A 20,085-nucleotide genomic window follows, 5' to 3' on the forward strand; every position below is an offset into this window, starting at 1 on the left:
ACCACACCGGAGTATTTCTACTCTGATATGGTCATTTATTCTTAAATTTACAATCCTGTCTTCTCCCGGATAAACTCTCTGGCTTTTACAGCGTATTCCAGAGGATTAGCTTTAGCAGGATCCTGCTCTGCCTCCACTAACATCCACCCGGTATAGTCATTTTCAGCCAGGACCTTAAAGATATGGTCAAAGGATATGTTACCATCACCTGGAACAGTAAAGGTACCATTTTTGACAGCATCAAGAAAAGACATCTTTTTAGCCAAACACTCCTGACGCTTTTCACCACGAACATCTTTAAGATGAACGTGGGCAATCCGCTTGATATATTTATCAATCAGAATATCCACCGCTTCCTGGGTTCCTTCAGAAAAATAGATATGGCCGGAGTCAAATAACAAGTAGACATCCTCACTGGTGCCATTCATAAACCGGTCGATTTCCGCCGGGGTCTGTACTCCGGTTCCCATATGATGGTGGAAACCACACTTCATCCCTTTTTCTTTGGCAATGGCGCCCAGCTTATTCATTCCAGTCAAGAATTTATTCCATTCTTCGTCAGTAAAAACTGGCTTTTGATCACCAAAAATGGGCACTGCTTTTCCCTGGATACTGCTGCCCTGCTCGGAGCAGCCAATCACTTTTGCTCCCATCTGATCGAGGAAATCCAATTGCTTTTTAAAGGCCTCGATGGTTTCTTCTTCCGGCCTGGTAGTAAAAAAGGTGGAAAACCAGCAGTTGCAAATCTGCATTCCCCGCAAATCCAGAGCTTTTTTTAACACTTCCGGATCCTTAGGGTACTTATTACCGATTTCTGAACCGGTAAACCCGGCCAGCGCCATCTCGCTTATGCACTGCTCAAAAGTATTTTCTGCACCCAGTTCTGGCAAATCATCATTGGTCCAGGCTATCGGGGCAATCCCCAGTTTAATTTTATTTTTATCCAGCATCCGCCTCAATCTCCTTTTGGTTACTTATATAGTTCTGGTTTGTCAATCATTTTAACCGGCAAAAAACTTCCGGTACCCCGGGACCTGTTTAATACATCAGCCGCTACACAAGCTGCATAGCCATCCCAGGAAGAAGGTCCGGCAGGTCCGCCGTTTATCACTTTTTCTACCCAGTCAGCCAGCTCAATATCATAAGCTTCAATAAAGCGGTCTGCCCAGTCGGTCAGAAGCTCAGTCGAGCAAGTTGCTGCTGCTCTTTTAACAACCGACATCGGGTCGGGCAGGTTAAGTGTTCCCTTTTCACACACTACCTGGCACTGAATATCATAACCATAGCCATCGGCAACCTGGACTTCAACATCTATTCTGCCCCCATCCTCGGTCTCTAAGAGCACAATCTGAGGATTATCATAGCCTTCTGAACATGAAGACTGTTTTACTTTCAATACCTGAGCATTCTTATATTCTGCGCCTAAGAGCCAGCGGCAAATATCCAACTCGTGAATCGCTACATTGGTGATACCCATTTCGGTTTTAAAGCCCGGTCCCTGAGCCACATTACGGTGGCAGGCATGAATCATAAGCGGTGCTCCCAGCTCGCCGGAATCAATCACTCGTTTGATTTCAGCATATCCGGGATCATAGCGGCGCATAAAGCCTACCTGTACCAGCTTCTTATTATGTTTCTGCTCTTCTGCCATAATAGCTTCACAATCAGCAGCGGTAATCGCTAACGGCTTCTCACAAAAGACCTGCTTACCCAGCTTTACTGCCTCCAGCACATATTTTGCATGAGAATCATCAGAAGAGGTAATCACTACTGCTTCTACTTCCGCCGCCTGAATCAGCTCCTCCCCGGTTTCATAGACCTTGGCTACACCATAAAGCTCTGAAGCTTTCTTCGCTGCTTCAACAAAATAATCGGCGCAGGCTACTACTTCTGACTGTGGAATCAGGTACTGGAATCGGCGCATATGTTCCTTTCCAATGGCTCCGCAGCCAATCATACCAATTTTAAGCATTTCTTTTCCTCCTTATTGAGTTGCTAATCTACGGGCTTTTGCATCCATTCTCTCCCGGGTAACATCAAGCAGCACTGCCAGGATGATTACCAGGCCTATCACAATGTTCTGTACTGCTGTAGATACACTCAGAAGCTGCAGGCCATTACGGATTACGGTGATAATCAGCGCACCAATCAAGGTCCCGCTCATGGTTCCTTTACCGCCCATAAAGGAAGCTCCTCCAATAATGCAGGCTGCAATGGCATCCGTATCATAGGGCTGAATCGCATTTGCTCCGTTGGCAATACCGCCCCGTCCGATTAAAACGATGGCCGCCAGAGCTGACATAAGACCGGATAACATATAACAAAAGGTCAGGACATTGGCCGATTGAATTCCTGAAAGCCGGGCCGCTTCCGGATTTCCGCCGACACAGTAAATAGAACGTCCCAAAGTTGTTCTGGATAAGAATACATCCATAAGTACAAAGATTACGATTACTAAAATAAAGCTAATAGGAAATCCCCCCAATACCGGAATCCCGGCTGGCAGGACTGCAGAACCCAGCCAAGTCACCTGAGTAGGAAATCCTGAAACAATCTGGGAATTTACCACTAACAGGGCGAGTCCCCACAGCACATTTTTCATACCCAGTGTCGAAACAAAGGGATGAGGCAAATGCAGTCTCGTTAACAGCGTTCCGTTGACAAATCCCACTAGTACCCCCGAAAGGATTCCTACCAAAATCATAATAAAAGGATTGGTAACTCCCTTTTGCAGCAGCATTCCCATCATACAGGTACAGAAGATGGCATTAGCTCCTACTGACAAATCAATCCCGGCAGTAATCAGACATACCAGCATCCCGGTAGAAATCAAAGCATTTACCGAAGTTTGCTTAAAAATATTCATGATATTTGACTGGGTTAAAAAGTTGTTTGAGGCAAATGACAGGATGATACATAGTACCAACAGCGCTCCTAAGGTCCCCAACCGGTCTGCAAATTTACTTTTTGACTTTAATTTTACTTTATTCATCGATTTTTCCTCCCCAAGCAGCTTTCATAATATCCTCCTGATTGAATGTTTCACTTTCCTGAGTAATTGTGGCCATGATGCGTCCTCCCCGCATGACGATAACACGATCGGACATGCCTAGTATTTCCGGCATTTCTGAGGAAATCATAATTACACATTTTCCGGATTTTACCAGATTATTCATTACATTGTAGACTTCCACCTTGGCGCCGACGTCAATCCCCCTGGTTGGTTCATCAAAAATATAGATATCGGCATCACAGTTTATCCATTTTCCGATAACCACCTTCTGCTGATTTCCGCCGGATAACTGACCCACGATTTCCTGCTGGGAAGGAGTCTTAATCCGCAGCGACTTAAGATTTTCAGCTCCCACTTCTTCCACTTTTTTATCATTGATAAAAAGACCTTTACAATAGCCTTTTAAATTTGCCAAAATCAAATTGGTTTGAACAGTATTTCCCAGAATCAACCCCTGTCCTTTACGGTCTTCCGTTAAAAAGGCTATACCATTTCTGATTGCCTGACGGGGATTCTTAATTTTCACTTCTTTTCCTTTAATATAAATCTTTCCCCCATCAATGGGGTCTGCTCCAAAAATGGCCCGCATTAATTCAGTGCGCCCGGCTCCAACTAACCCGGCGAAGCCCAGAATCTGACCATTATAAGCTTCAAAACTGACATCGTGAAAGACACCGCCTTCTTCCAGGTGCTCCACTTTCAAGGCGCATTCTCCCCGCGTAGTCGGGTCTTTTACAAATAACTGCTCCATGGAACGCCCTACCATACCGGTAATCAGATCATCGTTATTGGTTTCACTGATTTCCTTGGTCCAGATATGCTCACCGTCCCGCATTACCGTTACCCTGTCACAGAGTTCAAATAATTCTTCCAGCTTGTGAGAAACAAATAAAATGGCGATATCCTGACTTTTCAATTTACGGCAAATTGTCATCAGCAGATCGACTTCCTTTTCGCCCAGAGAAGATGTCGGTTCGTCCATGATAATCATCTTGGCATCAATTAAAATCGCTTTGGCAATCTCAATCATCTGCTGAACACCCATCCCGAAACTGCCGGCTGCCTTTGAGGGGTCAACATCGACCCCTAAAGACGCCATTACTTCTTTGGCTTTTTTGTTCATTGTTCCATAATCCAGCAAACCGGACTTTTTTTTGATCCATTTATTCATAAAGATATTATCGGTAATGCTTAACAGCTTCTCAATATTAAGCTCCTGATACACACAAGCCACTCCGGCCGCTGCGGAATCGTTGGGACTGCGAAACTTTTCTTCCTTTCCGCTGATAAAAATTTGTCCTTCTTCCGCCTGATGCACCCCGGTTAAGACCTTAATCAGAGTAGATTTTCCCGCTCCATTTTCTCCGATTAACCCGTGGATTTCCCCCGGCTTAATCTGGATTCCCATATCTTTAAGGGCTACTACTCCCGGAAAGCGCTTAGTGACATTTTTTAGTTCTACTACATAATTACTCATTCTTTTCCTCCTGCTTATACCACTTGGTGAAACATTGAACACTTGGCAAGGTTTTTACGAGCCTAGTGAGAAAGTTCACCCTTGTGGTGTGTTCTTCCGAACCTAGTGGTAAAGCACATCCTGTTGGTTTCCTTATTGTCCCAGATAAGACTTTAAGTTGTCCAGCTGTTCCTGCGCATTATCTTTGTTAACGATTATACTTCCGGAATCAATAAACTCATCAACTTTCCCACCATTAATGGCTTCTACACAAGCTTCAACGGCTTTGTATCCCATCTCATAAGCATTCTGAGCGATTGACATCGTCTCTTCACCGTCCAAAATCGCTTTGCAGGCAGACTGAATACCGTCAAATCCAACAAAAATGGTGTTTTCATAGGCTTTATTTCCTGCAGCAGCTCTGGCAGCGGCGATAGCCATATCATCATTATTACATACAACCATTGCAATCCCTTCCGGGTGATTTTGTATAACAGCCTCCATGCTGGCATAGGCTTTGTCCGCAACAGCGTCGGCATACTGGATTTCATCTTTAAGGAATTCACCACCGGCTTCTGTTATCCCTTTTTCATAGCCTGTAAGTCTTGCCGTTGCTGTAGAGTCACCTTCAACTCCGGAAATAGAAATTGCCTTAAGCTCTTTCCATCCAGCTTCTTTTGCCATCTCTACCGCTACTTTCCCACCTTCATATGCAGCAGTCTCATTACCAGTTCCAACAAACGAAAGGACTTCCGGTGCATCAATATCAGTGTCAACGGCAATAATCGGCTTTTGCTCACCTGCAATTTGTTTTACCACCATATCAGCTTGCAGCGGTGCAATAACATAACCGTCATATTGACCTGATGCCAGATTGGTTTCAATAATATTTAACTGTTCATCATAAGCAGTCTCCGAAGAGGCTCCCTGAATATTTACCTTAACATCCGGATGATCTTTTCCATAGGCTTCACATCCAGCCACCACATAGCCCCAGTATTCGGAGGCAGTAGTCTTTAATATAACGTTAACGGCTAAATCCCCGTCACTTTGGGTCTGTTCATTATTCCCGTCAGTACTGCTTCCGCCGTCACCGGCATCGCTCTTTTTATCACCGCCACCGCATGCTGCTAACGCCGAACTCATCACCATTACCATTAAAACTGCTAAAATTCTTTTTTTCATATTCTTCTCCCTTTAAACTTCTCTAAATGACAGTTTCTTTCCTGTTTCAAATGACTCCTTGCACCGGTAAGCGGTTTCCGAGGCCAATGTACCATCAAAAACGGTAACACCCGGTTTGCGGCCTTCTCTAATACAACTAACAAACTCTTCCATTTCAGCGATATAAGCATCATGCCAGCGGTACATAAAATCAGGATGGCATTCCCGGCATACGCCGTTTTCACTTAACACCTCCAGCATACTATCCGTTCCCACTGAGCCAATCCTAAGAGTGCCTTTGGTCCCAATAATTTCTGTCTCCACATTGCAGCCATGGGCAGCTGCCCGTCCGGCAAATAAGAAAGCCATAGTTTCATCTTCGTATTGAATCAGACAGCTTACGTTATCTCCATCGTTCCATTCCCGGTACTGGGGATAAGCAAAACAACCGCCAACCGCCCATAATTCCTTAGGTTTTTGACCACCTGTGAACCAGTTGCATAAATCAATGTCGTGAACGCACATATCCAAAAACTGTCCTCCACTATGGGGAGCAAATTTAAGGGTGCTTTCGATAGTTGCTATGGGATCCTGAGTATAAGCCCGTATCAAAATGATTCTGCCAATGTCACCCCGTTCAATCTTTTCCTTAGCTTTGCGGTAGGAATAATCATAACGCCGCATAAAGCCCAGCATAAATACCTGCTCCGGATAGTCTGCCACAATCCGCTCTGCCTCCCTGCACTTATCTACTGTTGTATCAAGGGGTTTTTCACAGAAAACATGCTTCCCGTTCTTAAGCGCGATTTGGATGTGCTCCGTGTGCATAGCTGAGGGTGAAACAATACAGATAGCATCAAGTTCAGGGTTTTTACACATCTGTTCGTAATCCTCATAGGTTTGTTCAACTCCCAACTGCCCGGCTACGTCTCTTAGCTTCTCTTTGTCTACATCGCACAACGCTTTAAGCTCGGCACCTGGAACTCTGGTGGCAATATTCACAGCATGCTCATAGCCCAACCGCCCCAGACCAATTGAACCAATTCGAATCTTTTTCATTCCGTTCCTCCTTTTCCTTATGTTGTTTTCAATATAACAAGATAATTATCCTTTTTATACTCGGATTTTTTTTGATTTGCAGGTATATTCTTTGGATTATTTCGTGCAAGCCAAAATCCTTGTCTTATTTTTAGGTAATATTTTTAGACAACCATGAGAAACACGCTACACGAGTTTCTCATGGTTCGCGCGCAGTCTCCAAATGTAAGCAAGCTTCCACTTGTCTCGTTTCTTCCACGCAAAAAAAGAACATCTACCTGAGTACATGTCCTCTTTTAAACTTCCATTAATTTTTCTGGGCATTTTGCCTATAACGTACTGGACTGAGCCCAGTCTGTTTTTTAAAAGTTTTGGAAAAATATTGACAATCATTAAATCCCGTCTTGACGGCAACTTCTTTAATACTAAGACCGGTCTTTACCAGAAGCTTTTTTGCCTGGCTGATTCGTTGATTCAGTAAAAAGGCTGAAAAGCCCACACCTATTTCCTGAGAGAAGAGATAGCTTAAATACGAGGCATTTACCCCCGCTGCCTCAGCTGCCTCACTGAGCCCTATATGCTCATGGTAATGGCGCCGGGCAAACTCGGCCGCCACTCGTATTGCTTCGTTAACCTGTGCCGGAATCACTGCATGGTTATCCTCTGACTCTTCTTCCATCAGTTGGTTTAAGACTTCATATACATGCTGCAGCTTCCGGATGGGACGGTAATCATGCTTGTCCCTGCCCAGCAGCTCCTCCAAAGTCTGCAGCCACTGTACTACCAATTTCCCTGCAGTCCGCTCTTCCTCAAAGACTTTACAAACGTCGAGACATGCACTGATAAAGGTTTCTTTTCCCCCTTTATACATTAGGCTCTCCGCCTGCCTCAAAAGCTTTCTGGCCTTCTCCGGCAATTCTTTAGAAACCTTTTGTTCGCTGTCATAATAAAGAATCTGCTTTTCTTCGTAAAACCCGGCTTTAAGCGCCTCCCGAGATTGTTGGTAGGCCTGCCTCAGAGCTTTAGCTCCCAGGCAGACGCTGCTGGCTCCCAGACTAAAGGAGTAGGGCTCATTACGGCAAAAGTGAAAGCATGAGGTAGCAGTCTGGATGAGCCGCTGCCTCATAACACTATTTTTACATTCTTCTGATAAGTCTAAAAAGCAGCAAAAGGTTCCCATCCCCAGATAGACAATTTCGCCGGAAAAATCGGCCATCCCCTGAGACTTTGTCAAAGCCTCATAAAGCCGGTTGCGAAACTTCTGGAAATACTGTTCCATTTCCAGGTCAAACCACTGCTCCTCATGCTCACCTGCACCTTCGATTACTATACTGACTACCGCACAATTATGAAAAGAAAAAGGAATCCCCACATTTTGCCGTAATTCCTCGGTCTCCTTGTCACCAGCCCCCCCCGACAGTGCTTTATTAAAAAAGAGAAACTCTGAATTGTCATTTAAAAGTACTGACCTCTGATCTCCCGAAGTTTCTATTATCTCCTTTTGCTGATGGCAAATCTTCTCCTTAGCCTGAAATAAAACAGGTCTTAAAGTATTATCCTCCAGCATATTTTTAAGAACGTATTCATCGGCACCTAATTTCATTGCCTCTTTGACATATTCAAAATCATCGTGACAGCTAAGTACGATAATATATGTGTTTTTATCTTTGCGGCGAATCTTGCGAATCAATTCAATGCCATCCATCAAAGGCATTGTAATATCCGTTACGATCAGGTCTATCTCTATTTCTTCCAGCACCTTAAGAGCCTCTTCACCGTCTCTTACGTCGGCTGCAATTTCAAACCCAGCCTCTTCCCAGGCCGGCAAGATTTTCAAATAACTCCGTACCAGATAATCATCGTCAACCAATAATGTCTTTAACATCCCTTTACATTACTCCTTTTCGTCATAAGTTGCTGGTAAATAAATCATCACCGTCGTCCCCTGGTCACTGCTGACATAGCGTAACCGGGATTTTTCACCGTAGTATAATGACAGCCGGTCCCGCACGTTCGGAATTCCCACGGCGGTAAAACCCTTGGTCTTTTTTACCTGACTGTTTAAAAGCGTCCTGATCTGCTCCTCGCTCATCCCCCGTCCATTATCCTTAATTTCAATTTCAAGCTTTTCCCCCGAAACAACAGCAGAAATCAGAATTAAACTATCCCCTTTTTTGATGTCAATCCCATGTAATATGGCGTTTTCTACAATAGGCTGTAAAATCAGCCGGGGAATCAGGCAATTACTTGCAGCAGGCTCAATTTCATAGATGACCTTTATCGCGGTATTGCTCCTAAATTCCTGTAAGCGTACATAGTTCTGCAAAATGTGTACTTCCTCTGAGACCGTCAGAAACACCCCCTTTTTGCTGATGCTGGCCTGCAGCAGTTCAACAAAGTTCTCGATTAAATCCGCCAGTTCCTTCTCCCCCTTAATGAGAGCTGCATACTTGATGGAATTTAAGGTATTATACATAAAATGAGGCGTCACTTGATACTGCAGTGCCTCTAGTTCCGCATCCTTTTTTAGCTGCTCTTTCTCGATTAACTGTTTGATCAGGATTTCAATCTGGTTAAGCATCTGGTTAAACTCCATCGCCAAATCTCCCATCTCATCCTGGGAAGTAATCTGAGCCCTGGTGGAAAGCTCTCCTTCTGAAACCCGCTTAACGGTTCTCGTCAGATTCTGCACTGGTTTATAGATCAGCCTAGCCAGATAACTGGCTAAAATCCCGGCAATAATTAAGAAAATCATTAAAATTCCTAAATAATAAAGCCTGAGCTTTGCCAAATCTCCCAGAACCATCTCCCGATCCACTGAAATATATAATGCACAACCGGAAAATGGAGCACGGCTATAAAAGTAAATCGTCTCCTCATCAATACGAACATCTTGTAAGCTCGCATCAGAAGCTTTAAATTTTTCCTTCATCACTTTTACGGTTCTCGCCAAAGCCTCTTCCTGGCGGTCATCGCCGGCAGTTATCACTTCGTTGTTCTGGTCCAGGAGCATCACCTCTTTAATGGTGTCATTCTGCATCTCCGAAACATAGTTATAATAAAGATAGCGTTCCTCAATATTTGCGCAAAGATACCCTACGATGCCATTATCGTTAATTGGCTCCGCAAAAGCCAGGTGGGGACGCCGGCCGCTAATCAGGTTATTCAGTAAAAGGGGGCCGGCCTGATCTTTGGTTTCCTTAATTAGAGCCTCGATACTGCGCCGCTCAATGACCTTTTTAAACTTCGGATATGCCTCAGAGGTTACCAGCACCTGTTCGTCCGGGATAATCAGATGAAAGGAAGAAATTGCGGTATCCCGCTGATTATAATTTTGTAACAGGCTGACTATCTCTATTAGAGTTTTATCTTTCTTTTCCGCTGTATATTCCTTGATTTTTGCCTTAATCACCGCATCGCAAGAGGCTTCAACCAGCACCTGATAAACTTCCTGGGTTGTCTGGTCCAAGCTTTCAATAATCTGACGGTTCTGCTGTTGGTTTGACGAAATATAATTTTCTTCAATTGTCGCTGCGGATTTTACATAAAAAATTCCGGTAATAGCCGTGGCCGTTATGACTGTAATTAATAAAATAGAAATCAACACCTTACTGCGTATGCTTCTCAAGATAATCCTCCACATTTTCGGCCGTTAGAAATTCTGCCTCAATAATTATGTTTTTTTCCTTTTCCCGTCCGGCTTTAAGTTCTCTTGCATAGTTTATCGTTTCGTAACCTATATCATAGCCGGATTGGGCTACCAGCCCCACAATATGTTTATTTTTTAGAGCATAGAGAACGTCCTCCTGGACATCAATGGTGACAATGCTAAGCCCCACCGCCTCAAAGCTCTCAATAATTCCTAATGCCGTCACCGCACTGGTTACCACCAGGCCTTTAACTTCTGGATGTTCACGTCTTAACTGCGCCAACTTCTCCCCAGACATTTTAGCACCGGAATAACCACTTTCGATATAAGTAATCTTCATCTCCGGCACGGTTTTAATATATTCTTTGACCCCTTCGACCCGCTCTCGATGACACATCTGATTCAGCTCTCCGGAGACAATACCTATTTCGCCCTGATATTCTAAACGTTTAGCCAGGTTAGCCGCCATCTGATAACCAGCCAGATGATTGTCAATACCTATATAGGCAATCTCTCCACTTTCAAAGGCCGAATCATAGCTGATTACCGGAATCCCCAGTTTCCGGGCTTCTTTTAAATAAGCCGGCTCATTAACAGCATCAATAGGAGAAACAGCCAACACATCAACACGGCGCCTAATCAGAGCCGATGCCAGCTTCTCCTGAGCCTCCGCACTTTCCTCCGCATCCGGAGCAAAAAATAATATCCTGCAGCCATTTCTTTTAGCAGCCGCCTCCATCCCGGAACGCACCGACATCCAGTATTCCGTAGCGTCGCTCTTTGCTACCACCCCAATAATCAACTCCGGGGGAGTTGCTTCTGCCTGCGTACTCTTGCAGCCACAAAGTACCAGCAGCAATGCCAGGATCAAGATTCCACTTGTAATCCTTCTACTCATATTCACCTCATATTCTCTATTGCGTAAAATACGTTCTTTTCCATTAACTTATCATTTTTTTTAATCTGGTTCAACACTAATCATAGAGAAGACTAAGTCCGACCAGCAAAACTTCCAGAAGACATCAATCTTTTCTTACTTCTATTATTTGCAAAGTTACCTTATTTTGGATCCTAATACCTATTATCACTTATTGTATCTATTTCGTTTTCTTTTTTCTGCCTTTAAGTGCGTGTATTTATTCCTATACCTTGTGTTTTATGGTAACATGCACGCTATTTACATGCAATATTTTTTGTCATTTTTCTTGCTTTTGTGTTGTTCATAAAATTTCAAGTCCGTTTTATAGCAGTTTCACCACGACTTATGCACGCGCTTTCACGGTGTGTCTTGTGTGCATTTTGCTTTATCTTCTAAAAACATTATTTAGTAAATTCCTCATACTTATGACACACTTCGTAGATAAAATATACCATACTCATATCAGGGATGTTTGTGAAGTACGGATGCCATTTTCAAATAGGGAATATACAAATATGTTTGAAAACTAGATTTTCAGAAAAAGCTTTTTATCAGTTTTATCCTTTAGTCTTCTGAAACCATTTTTATCACGGGACTTATATGTGAATCCAGAGTCAAAAACTATAAACATAACCAATAGTATATGTGATGTATATACTATATTAGAACAAAATTAGTTTTAGTAAAAGGAGCCAAAATCATGAAAAACAATGAAAATATAGAACAACAAAACATGGAACAACAAAGCTGTAATAATTGGCCGAGCTGCAATCCTTGTAGATGCGGTCGGTGCCCCTGCCCTCCACGACCCGTATGTCCAACAGGTCCTACCGGTCCCACAGGTCCGACTGGTCCCGCAGGAGGGCCTACTGGTCCTACTGGTGCAACCGGCCCAACGGGGGCAACAGGGGCGTATATAATAGGAAAACAAACTACCTGTAAAAATGCGGTTCCATTAAACCGCGTTCTGATGGGTATTGACCTCGATGTATTCAGCTATTCGGCGGTACTCATTAGCGAATTTTAAGCTAACGCTTATATTGCCATTTTCGTACACCTTGATTTGCTCTACGAGTTCAATTAAGACCTCTCTTGTCAGTTTGTCGATATTTTCATATTTTCTAAAGGTAGCTAAGAATGGGTTTTCTGTATCAATCCCATTTTCAAGTTCTTCCTTTTCTTCATGCAGATTGTCAATAACTTCGTTAAGTGCTTCAATTTGTCGCTCGTAATCTTCTTGCATATGGCGGTACTGCTTATGAGAAATCTCTCCGTCTTTCCAATCTTGATAGATACTTTGTTGATAACGTGTAATTTTGGAAAGTTCTTTTTCCTTTGCCGCTATGAGTTCATTCAGTTTTATAGACTGGCTTTTCTGCAAGGGGGCAGTATTGATACGGGAAACAATTTCAGAAAATGCTACCGCAACATAAACCTGTTGGCGAATGGCATACAGTACACCTTGTTCCAAGTGATTATGGCGTATTGTATGTTTTGTGCAAGCTGTTTTTGACTGATCTTTATAGGTGCGGCAATAGTAATAGACATTTGCTCTTACTTTGCTTCGTGTCATAGCCTTACCACAATCGGCACAACGCAGAAAACCGCTGAACAAATACAATCCCTTTTCTTGTGGTGCGGTACGGGTGTCCTTTTTCATAAGGTCTTGTACCTTTGCAAAATCCTCCCGGCTGATAATCGGTTCATGGGTATTTTCAACAATGTACCATTCATCTTCCGGGACAGTTTCCTGCACATGGATTTTATAACTTTTTATGCGGTAACGCCCTTGTACCATATCGCCAACATAAATACGGTTTTTCAAAATGCCGGTTATACTGATTGCCGCCCATAGAGATTTGCCCTCTGTAGCATTAGGATTTTGATATTTCATACCCTTACTTTTCTTGTAAGCCGCTGGACATAAAATACCACTATTATTGAGTTTTCGTACAATCGCATTTTTGCTCATGCCCTCTAAAAACCATGCGAATATGCTTTTCACATTTTCAGCCGCTTCTCCATCAATAACAAGGGCATTTTTATCCTCCGGGTCTTTCATATAACCGTAAGCCGCAAAAGAACCGATATGTAACCCTTTTTCCCGCTTCTTATCAAAAGTTCTCCGAATGCTTTCTGATGTACCTCTTGCGTGTTCTTCGTTCAAAACACCTTGAACCGGAACAGCGATATTTTGAGCGTTTTGGGGGTCTTTATAGGTATCTATGGGCTGTTGGTAAAGAGAGATAAACCGCACATCATTTCGTGGAAACCAGTCGCCAAGATAATAGCTTTGGTCGCCATTGTTACGAAAACTTCTTGCAAGGTTCTTAACAACCACGCAGTTGACTTTACTTTTTTGAATATCGGACAAAAGTCTTTGGAAATTCTCACGTTCTTCATCTGTTGTACCGCTTACACCATCGTCAACATATTCCCCAACGAAAATGTATTCGTCGCCATCGTCCTGCTGTTCAAGAAAATCGGTTAGGATAAGTCTTTGATTGGTAATGCTCTCGGATTCATCTTTCCCGCGTTTATCCTCACGGGATAAACGAATATAAAATGCAACATACCATACCTTGTTTTTTGGTGCTGATTTTGTAATGGTCTGCCTGTCGGCTACTCGTGCCATGTGTCCTCCTCTCTATCACATTACACCTATATTATACCATTTTGGCGTAATGCGAACAATGTTGTCGGAGGCGCAAAGTCGCATTATAAGCCACTTTTCTTGCGTATGAGGAAGTTTTCAAGTACCTCTTGAGCTGACGGTGCATTGTCGTCAAATTCAAGTTTGATACCCATATCCCCATAACGAAAGCATAAGGGATTTTTCAGCTTCTCCAAAACATAGGTCAGCCGTTTCTCTTTAGGCAGGGAATTATCAAGTTCCAACATACTTATATCAGCCAGTTTCCCTACCTCTACCGTTTCTATATTTACGCTCATAAAATCATCTACCATTTTCGGCGTAATCATCATCATGCACCTCCTGTTCTGCATGATTCAATATATGCGTTTCCCAGTTTGTCCTATGAGGAAACACAAAAGGCCACCACCTTTTATCATAAAAGTGGTAGCCTTTAATTTTTCCTCATACTTCGGGCCAAGTTGTCCCGAAGTCAATGGGACTGTTTAATAGTGTTGTTTCGCTTTCTCTACGCTACGCATATTGAAAACCTTGTTGCTTTCCATTTCGATTTTCCTATTGTTAAAATAGGGGGCGTACTGTGCCGGAAATAATCGGGCTGTCATTAGACAGAAAAACCCGGAACGGTACGCCCTATATATATAAACGATGATTCGGACGGGCGGCGGCAACCACCCTCATAGGAATTTCACCTCACCCCATGCTTATGGCGTGGCGGTCAATGCTGTGAAGCGTTCAAACCGCAAGTATCAATGTACCAATCCAGAGATTATCGCCGGGCGACTTGCCATTTCCACCCTGTCGCAGTTGGTATTTTTCGCTCACACCCCGTTTAGGTCTTTCCCCCTTTCAGCGGACGGTCATGGCGTACCCTGCGGCTCGGCTCCTCCTAGATTGAAAGTATCCGAATCATCGGTATTCAGTTGTCAAAGGGCATTAGAAAGAAAAGAAATTCTTTCTAATAGCCATGTGATTTAGAGGACAAATTCGGAACAGGTAATTATAAGTTTTTCAAATATTTTTCCATGTTCCGAAGTCCTCGTTCAATAGAAACTCTGACAGCCTTTTCATCTACGCCCTCGGCTCGTGCAATATCTGATTTGCTTATGCCAAGTATGTAATGAGCGTAAATCCGTTTCCCCTGCTTGTCCGGCAAAGAGGCCATAGCCGCCTGTAATTGTTCTGCTGTCATTTTGCGTTCATAGAGTTCGCAGGGAGTAAGCGAAACGAACAGAATTTCATTTTCAATTCCATCGCCTGCGTCCAGAGAGTAGTGAGCCTTATTGTAAAAACGGCGGCGAATGTAGTTCTGTTCCACTCGCTCCGCTTCCAAAAGGGCGGCTTCCACTTCATCGGGTATCTCAATAAAAAAGTCAGTATTATAAAACGGGTAAAAATCCCGCAGATTGATTTTTGCCATATGGCGTTCCTCCATTTCGATTTTTTAGGGATTTGCAAATCGAAATGGAGTAAGGCGGAGAGCGACAGCGGGGTCGGACTTCGGGCCAAGTTGGCCCGAAGCGACCAATAAGCTTGTCCCCGAAAGCTGTCTGTTTAGAGTGGTTTCCCGTCAAAAAAAGGTATAAAAAAACACCTTTACGGAGAAATTCCCGAAAGATGTCGAATAAAAAATGAGCGGAGTACCCGCTCATAATTTTCTGTAATTTTTTGAAGCTATGTAGGATTAGGATTTCTGCTACATCCAGCCGTCACAGTAATGTGGCGGCTCCTCATGGATAGAAGATAGCGGCTTAATGTACATAAAATGAACCTCCTATACTCAAGCCGCCTTTGCTAAGAATAAAATTATGCCCCCCCACAAGCCCACTATTTAGAACGTGAAACGGCGGCTTTGATTATTTCAAAACCGCCGTTTGCATTAAGCATAGCAATATATTCACCAAACCAACGGTTTTTTTATTATGCCGTGAGGCATGGTGAATTTTTATTATATAAATTTCTGTATGCCCTGAACCTTAGCGCACTATCATTCCGTTATCATAAAAATTTAGAATAAAATTTGTCTATCTCTAATGCTTTAAGTAACTTGACTCCGTTGACTATATAAAATGTGCAAGGAATCAGCGAAATAACAAATAAAATAGTGCTGTAAATGCTGTCCACTTCTACAAACAAAGCGATTACAAGTAAGATTACCGCAAATAAAAACAAGGACACAATCGCACGTAGAAACAATTTTTTTATGCTTTTTTCCATAATTACTCCCTTCCATGGGATAAAACAAGGCATACAACTGATAGACTTACATAATTCTTTGCTTATCCAAGAACCAATGCAATTATAGATAATCTTCCCTTATCGGAGTAAATACATCAATTACCTCTCCACCCTCAATCACTTTGAACGAATGAGGAACATTTCCCGGAACCGCATAGCTGTCGCCGGGATTTAACTCATACTCCTGCCCGTCAACAGTCATTAAATACTTTCCAGAAATCACATAACCACTTTGTTCATGGGGGTGTTGATGGAGCGTTGCAAAATTGCCTTCCACATAATTCATCTTGCACACCATCGACTTTTCACCGACTGCGAGGGAATCAAGTGAAACCCCCTTAAATACCCTCTTTTTCGCTGCTTCTTTTTTGGTTACCATAATGAATCCTCCTGATTTTATTTTTTATGCACAAGCTGATTCTTCGGCAATTTTTTGAATCTTTGCAAGCAAAGCCTCTAAATCCTGCCTGTCTGTAAGTGGATTCATGAGAGTAATGCGCAGATAAAATTTACCTCTGACTGTTGTGCTTACAACGTAAAAGGTTCCATCCCTAAGAAGTTCATCAAGCACCTTTTTATTCAATTCATCATGGTTTGTCCTCTCCGACAAATAGCGGAAACAGACAATATTGCTGACCGGCTCAAGCGCTAGTTCCATATTCTTCTGCTCTTTTACTATTTCGGCAAATTGCCTGCCCAAATCGTAAAGTGTATCAACATTCTGACGGTATATCTCATCGCCATACAAGCGCATGATAGCATATGTGTGGAGAACGGTGATTGGCTTTGTACATTCTAGCGTGTGTCTGGCAGAATTGTACCATTCTTCTGCCTGCTGGTCCTGCCATAAATAAGCAGCTTTGGGCGAAAACTCGTTTGCCTTTCTGTTTCTGGAATTGTATATGATAGCAGTGGAAAGCGGTGGCACAAGCATCATTTTATGGAAATCCAAAATGAGTGAATCGGATTTCTCTATACCATTTAACAGATGTTTGTATTTATCAGAGAAAATCACAGCACCACCATGGGCACCGTCCACATGGAACCATAAATGGTGTTTTTGTGCAAAGCCTGCAACTGCTGTCAAGTCGTCATAAGCCCCAACAGAGGTGGTGCAGGCACAACCTACAACGCAAAAAACAAGCTTGCCATCTGATACTGCTTGCCGGTAGGCACTTTCCAGTAGTTCTGGCCGAATACTAAAGTGATCGTCAACCGGAACCTTTATTATGTTTTCGGTTTTGATACCCATTATTTTTGCGGCCCGCTCCACGCTGTAATGGGCTTCTTCTGATACCATGATGGCCAGATTATGATAATCCTTCTCCGCTATGCCCGAAGATGTACGGGCCGTAACGAGGGCGGTCAGATTGCCAAGAGAGCCACCGGAGGTTACAAACCCGGTGGAGCCCCTGTCGTATCCGAATTTTTCTGCAAGATGCCCGATTATGACTTTTTCCATGGAATTTCCAGCCATTCCTAATTCATATACCGTTGTGCAGTTATTCAGGTAACCTATGATTGCAGAGGTTAAAGCGGTTACCGGCAGTGTTGTTGCAACCTGATGCCCCATATACCCTTTGCTGTGAAAATTGATGGAATGGGAAAATACGTTTTTACAAAGACCTGGTAAGTCTACTGAGTCGGAGGATACAAAGTCCTCCTGCCAAAACCGCAGTTGTTCTTCGGGGGAAGCCCATTCAATTGTTTTACCCGATTGTTTGGATTGGGATGCCTGTAAATGCTCAGCAATAATATCAGTTACTTGTTGAGCGTCTTTTCTAAATTTATCGGCGGAATAGGCTTTGCCGAGAATGTTATCAGTTGTTTTCATACTTTTTGTCACCTGTCCTTTTTATTCCCTATGAGATTATTCGTTTACATACCAGCCCTTGCATACATCTACCCAGCCAGAATGATATGCATGTTGCTCCAATTCCTCCAGCGAAAGTTCAATTGTACTGTTTGCATTGCCACCGGCAGTATAAACAATATCAAATCGTTTGAGAGATACGTCCAAATAAACCTTGACGCCTTCATGAATCGCAAAAGGGCAGACCGCACCCGGCGCATGGCCTATAAGAACTTCCACCTGATCGCCGGGTATCATCACTGCTTTTTGATGAAAGCAGGCTTTATATTTGGTGTTGTTTACTTTAGCGTCGCCAGCCATTACAACCAAAGCAGGTTCTCCATCTTGAATGAAAGACATTGTTTTCGCAATCCGTGCTGGCTCACACCCAATGGCTTCTGCGGCGTGTTCTACTGTATCCCCGATGTGTTCCCTGAGTACAACGCGCTCACCCAAGCCAACACCGTCAAAATATTCTTTTACTTTTTCATAAGACATTGTAGTGACCTCCTATACTTTTTCACTAGTTGCAAACATGGTAGACATCATTTTTGCAAGTATTTTATTAGCTTCATCTGTAACTGTTGCTTCAACAACAACCAGTATTTTTCCGACCTTTATCACTTCGCCAATGGCTATTACTTTTTTTGTAGTAGCCGGGCGCATTAAGTTTATTTTTAGTTCAACTGTCAAAACCTCGGAATTTTCCGGCATTGTAGTTAAAGCGGCATATCCACCCGCTACATCTGCTAAGGTAGTAATGACCCCACCATGTAACAGTCCTTGCTGTTGAAGCAAAATATCCTTGCTTTCACAAGAAATAGACACCTTTCCCTTTTCAACGTTTTCAATCTTTGCCCCGATAAGAGATAAAAAACTCTGCTTTTCAAAGTTCTTGGAAACTCTTTCATATAGCTTGCTATTCGTTTGGGAAAAGTCCATTAAATTCACCTCTTCCTTGCCTTTCTTTTGGATTTATTATATACTTCTCCTTAGGATAAGTAAAACAAATATATCTAATGCAATCATTAGAAAGGACGATTTGTGGATTATGAACCGATTTATTGCACTTCAAAAAATTATTGAGTTTGGAAGCTTCACCAAGGCAGCGGAGGCCCTTGGCTATACACAGTCCTCAATCAGTCAGATGATTTCATCTTTGGAGGACGAATTGTCAATCAAGTTGTTAAATCGTTCCCGTTTAGGCGTAAAGCTGACATTAGAGGGTGTGGATTTATACCCGTTTATTGAAAGGACTATCCTTCAATATCGGGCTACGATGGAAAAGGCTAATGAGATAAAAGGATTGGAAACAGGAGTAATCCGTATTGGTACATTAGCGAGCATTTCCTGTCACTGGATGCCACAGTTGATAAAAGAGTTTCAGATACTATATCCAAATGTAGAATTCATTCTTCATCAGGGAGATTATAGTTCGATACAGGAATGGATAAAAGTTGGAGCCGTAGACTTCGGCTTTACTACGCCTGCCGCCGTAACCGGAATAGAAACGGTTTACATCAAAGAAGGAAGAATGTTAGCGGTTCTGCCGGAAAATCACAAATTAGCTTCCAATAGTGCTGTCAGTTTGGAGGAAATCGCAAACGAGCCATTTATTCTGCTGGAGGAAGGGCATTTTAGTGAACCAATGGAAGCGTTTCATGCTTGTAATTTGGAGCCAAATATAAAATTTCGTATTCATGATGATTATGCTATCATGACAATGGTGGAAGCGGGATTGGGCATCAGCATTTTAGCGGAATTAGTGCTACGTCGCACAAATTACAATATCGCTCTATTGCCAATTAATCCTCCTATTAACAGAACGCTTGCAATTGGATATAAAGACAAGAGCAGTTTACCGATTGCAAGCAAGTATTTTATTGAGTATCTTCTCAACCATGTTGAAATGATGCCGTGACATTATCGCACTTGTAACAATAAATTAGTTATTTTAAACAAGAAGCAAAACTGCCGAATGGAAATTTTTTTGTAGGCTGGACTTCAAAAATACTCAGTTAAATGATTAATCACAAAAGAACAATAGGAAGCCAAATAAGAAGTTCGCTAAACGGCAAGCAGGGCAAGTGTATTGACACTTGC

At 42.8% G+C, this 20,085-nt stretch carries 17 protein-coding genes; 1 reads left to right on the plus strand and 16 read right to left on the minus strand.

Annotated features, from left to right (window positions below; genetic code table 11):
- Nucleotides 1-47: 47 nt before the first annotated feature.
- The 16 genes from iolE to A8805_RS06475 form a co-directional block, all read right to left on the minus strand.
- Nucleotides 48-950, minus strand: coding sequence for a myo-inosose-2 dehydratase (gene iolE / locus A8805_RS06390; protein ID WP_109709376.1), 903 nt, complete (start codon nt 948-950; stop codon nt 48-50).
- Nucleotides 951-970: 20 nt separating this feature from the next.
- The gene (locus tag A8805_RS06395; protein WP_109709377.1) at nt 971-1,972 is read right to left on the minus strand and encodes a Gfo/Idh/MocA family protein; all 1,002 of its coding nucleotides are present in this window, start codon (nt 1,970-1,972) and stop codon (nt 971-973) included.
- A gap of 12 nt (nt 1,973-1,984) precedes the next feature.
- Nucleotides 1,985-2,992 carry an ABC transporter permease gene (locus A8805_RS06400; protein ID WP_109709378.1) on the minus strand — a complete coding sequence of 336 codons (1,008 nt, stop codon included), beginning with the start codon at nt 2,990-2,992 and terminating at the stop codon, nt 1,985-1,987.
- Nucleotides 2,985-4,490, minus strand: a complete 1,506-nt coding sequence (locus A8805_RS06405; protein WP_109709379.1) for a sugar ABC transporter ATP-binding protein — start codon at nt 4,488-4,490, stop codon at nt 2,985-2,987. The genes A8805_RS06400 and A8805_RS06405 overlap by 8 nt, the downstream gene beginning before the upstream one ends.
- Before the next feature lie 132 nt (nt 4,491-4,622).
- Complete coding sequence (locus tag A8805_RS06410; protein ID WP_109709380.1) at nt 4,623-5,654, minus strand: sugar ABC transporter substrate-binding protein; 1,032 nt, start codon at nt 5,652-5,654, stop codon at nt 4,623-4,625.
- 12 nt (nt 5,655-5,666) lie between these two features.
- On the minus strand, nt 5,667-6,692 hold the full coding sequence (locus tag A8805_RS06415; protein WP_109709381.1) for a Gfo/Idh/MocA family oxidoreductase: 1,026 nt from the start codon (nt 6,690-6,692) through the stop codon (nt 5,667-5,669).
- A 286-nt stretch (nt 6,693-6,978) separates the two neighbouring features.
- Complete coding sequence (locus A8805_RS06420) at nt 6,979-8,556, minus strand: response regulator transcription factor (RefSeq protein WP_109709382.1); 1,578 nt, start codon at nt 8,554-8,556, stop codon at nt 6,979-6,981.
- 9 nt (nt 8,557-8,565) lie between these two features.
- Nucleotides 8,566-10,299, minus strand: a complete 1,734-nt coding sequence (locus tag A8805_RS06425; protein WP_181392757.1) for a sensor histidine kinase — start codon at nt 10,297-10,299, stop codon at nt 8,566-8,568.
- Nucleotides 10,280-11,218: a substrate-binding domain-containing protein gene (locus A8805_RS06430; protein WP_109709384.1), complete on the minus strand. Its 939-nt coding sequence runs from the start codon at nt 11,216-11,218 to the stop codon at nt 10,280-10,282. The genes A8805_RS06425 and A8805_RS06430 overlap by 20 nt, the downstream gene beginning before the upstream one ends.
- Nucleotides 11,219-12,194: 976 nt before the next feature.
- On the minus strand, nt 12,195-13,874 hold the full coding sequence (locus tag A8805_RS06440) for a recombinase family protein (RefSeq protein WP_109709386.1): 1,680 nt from the start codon (nt 13,872-13,874) through the stop codon (nt 12,195-12,197).
- 83 nt (nt 13,875-13,957) lie between these two features.
- Nucleotides 13,958-14,227, minus strand: coding sequence for a DUF6870 family protein (locus A8805_RS06445; RefSeq protein WP_330405777.1), 270 nt, complete (start codon nt 14,225-14,227; stop codon nt 13,958-13,960).
- 665 nt (nt 14,228-14,892) lie between these two features.
- The gene (locus A8805_RS06450) at nt 14,893-15,312 is read right to left on the minus strand and encodes an RNA polymerase sigma factor (RefSeq protein WP_109709387.1); all 420 of its coding nucleotides are present in this window, start codon (nt 15,310-15,312) and stop codon (nt 14,893-14,895) included.
- An 879-nt stretch (nt 15,313-16,191) separates the two neighbouring features.
- Nucleotides 16,192-16,509, minus strand: a complete 318-nt coding sequence (locus A8805_RS06460) for a cupin domain-containing protein (RefSeq protein ID WP_109709389.1) — start codon at nt 16,507-16,509, stop codon at nt 16,192-16,194.
- A 24-nt stretch (nt 16,510-16,533) separates the two neighbouring features.
- A complete protein-coding gene (locus tag A8805_RS06465; RefSeq protein ID WP_109709390.1) occupies nt 16,534-17,964 on the minus strand; it encodes a pyridoxal phosphate-dependent decarboxylase family protein in 1,431 nt (476 codons plus the stop codon).
- Between the two features lie 36 nt (nt 17,965-18,000).
- Nucleotides 18,001-18,480, minus strand: a complete 480-nt coding sequence (locus A8805_RS06470) for a YbaK/EbsC family protein (RefSeq protein ID WP_109709391.1) — start codon at nt 18,478-18,480, stop codon at nt 18,001-18,003.
- Between the two features lie 12 nt (nt 18,481-18,492).
- On the minus strand, nt 18,493-18,924 hold the full coding sequence (locus A8805_RS06475) for a PaaI family thioesterase (protein WP_109709392.1): 432 nt from the start codon (nt 18,922-18,924) through the stop codon (nt 18,493-18,495).
- A gap of 109 nt (nt 18,925-19,033) precedes the next feature.
- Here A8805_RS06475 and A8805_RS06480 point away from each other — a divergent pair, with 109 nt between their 5' ends.
- Complete coding sequence (locus A8805_RS06480) at nt 19,034-19,903, plus strand: LysR family transcriptional regulator (protein WP_109709393.1); 870 nt, start codon at nt 19,034-19,036, stop codon at nt 19,901-19,903.
- Nucleotides 19,904-20,085 lie beyond the last annotated feature (182 nt).

This window comes from Faecalicatena contorta, assembly GCF_003149105.1.
In the GTDB taxonomy this organism is placed as follows: domain Bacteria; phylum Bacillota; class Clostridia; order Lachnospirales; family Lachnospiraceae; genus Muricomes; species Muricomes contortus_C.

Excerpts from the sequence above, each read along its gene's own strand:
- A8805_RS06480 (WP_109709393.1), top strand. The coding sequence starts at position 19,034 with ATGAACCGATTTATTGCACTTCAAAAAATTATTGAGTTTGGAAGCTTC.
- A8805_RS06450 (WP_109709387.1), bottom strand. The coding sequence starts at position 15,312 with ATGGCAAAAATCAATCTGCGGGATTTTTACCCGTTTTATAATACTGAC.
- A8805_RS06400 (WP_109709378.1), bottom strand. The coding sequence starts at position 2,992 with ATGAATAAAGTAAAATTAAAGTCAAAAAGTAAATTTGCAGACCGGTTG.
- A8805_RS06395 (WP_109709377.1), bottom strand. The coding sequence starts at position 1,972 with ATGCTTAAAATTGGTATGATTGGCTGCGGAGCCATTGGAAAGGAACAT.
- A8805_RS06460 (WP_109709389.1), bottom strand. The coding sequence starts at position 16,509 with ATGGTAACCAAAAAAGAAGCAGCGAAAAAGAGGGTATTTAAGGGGGTT.
- A8805_RS06475 (WP_109709392.1), bottom strand. The coding sequence starts at position 18,924 with ATGGACTTTTCCCAAACGAATAGCAAGCTATATGAAAGAGTTTCCAAG.
- A8805_RS06430 (WP_109709384.1), bottom strand. The coding sequence starts at position 11,218 with ATGAGTAGAAGGATTACAAGTGGAATCTTGATCCTGGCATTGCTGCTG.
- A8805_RS06405 (WP_109709379.1), bottom strand. The coding sequence starts at position 4,490 with ATGAGTAATTATGTAGTAGAACTAAAAAATGTCACTAAGCGCTTTCCG.
- A8805_RS06440 (WP_109709386.1), bottom strand. The coding sequence starts at position 13,874 with ATGGCACGAGTAGCCGACAGGCAGACCATTACAAAATCAGCACCAAAA.
- A8805_RS06470 (WP_109709391.1), bottom strand. The coding sequence starts at position 18,480 with ATGTCTTATGAAAAAGTAAAAGAATATTTTGACGGTGTTGGCTTGGGT.
- A8805_RS06465 (WP_109709390.1), bottom strand. The coding sequence starts at position 17,964 with ATGAAAACAACTGATAACATTCTCGGCAAAGCCTATTCCGCCGATAAA.
- iolE (WP_109709376.1), bottom strand. The coding sequence starts at position 950 with ATGCTGGATAAAAATAAAATTAAACTGGGGATTGCCCCGATAGCCTGG.
- A8805_RS06415 (WP_109709381.1), bottom strand. The coding sequence starts at position 6,692 with ATGAAAAAGATTCGAATTGGTTCAATTGGTCTGGGGCGGTTGGGCTAT.
- A8805_RS06420 (WP_109709382.1), bottom strand. The coding sequence starts at position 8,556 with ATGTTAAAGACATTATTGGTTGACGATGATTATCTGGTACGGAGTTAT.
- A8805_RS06410 (WP_109709380.1), bottom strand. The coding sequence starts at position 5,654 with ATGAAAAAAAGAATTTTAGCAGTTTTAATGGTAATGGTGATGAGTTCG.
- A8805_RS06445 (WP_330405777.1), bottom strand. The coding sequence starts at position 14,227 with ATGATGATGATTACGCCGAAAATGGTAGATGATTTTATGAGCGTAAAT.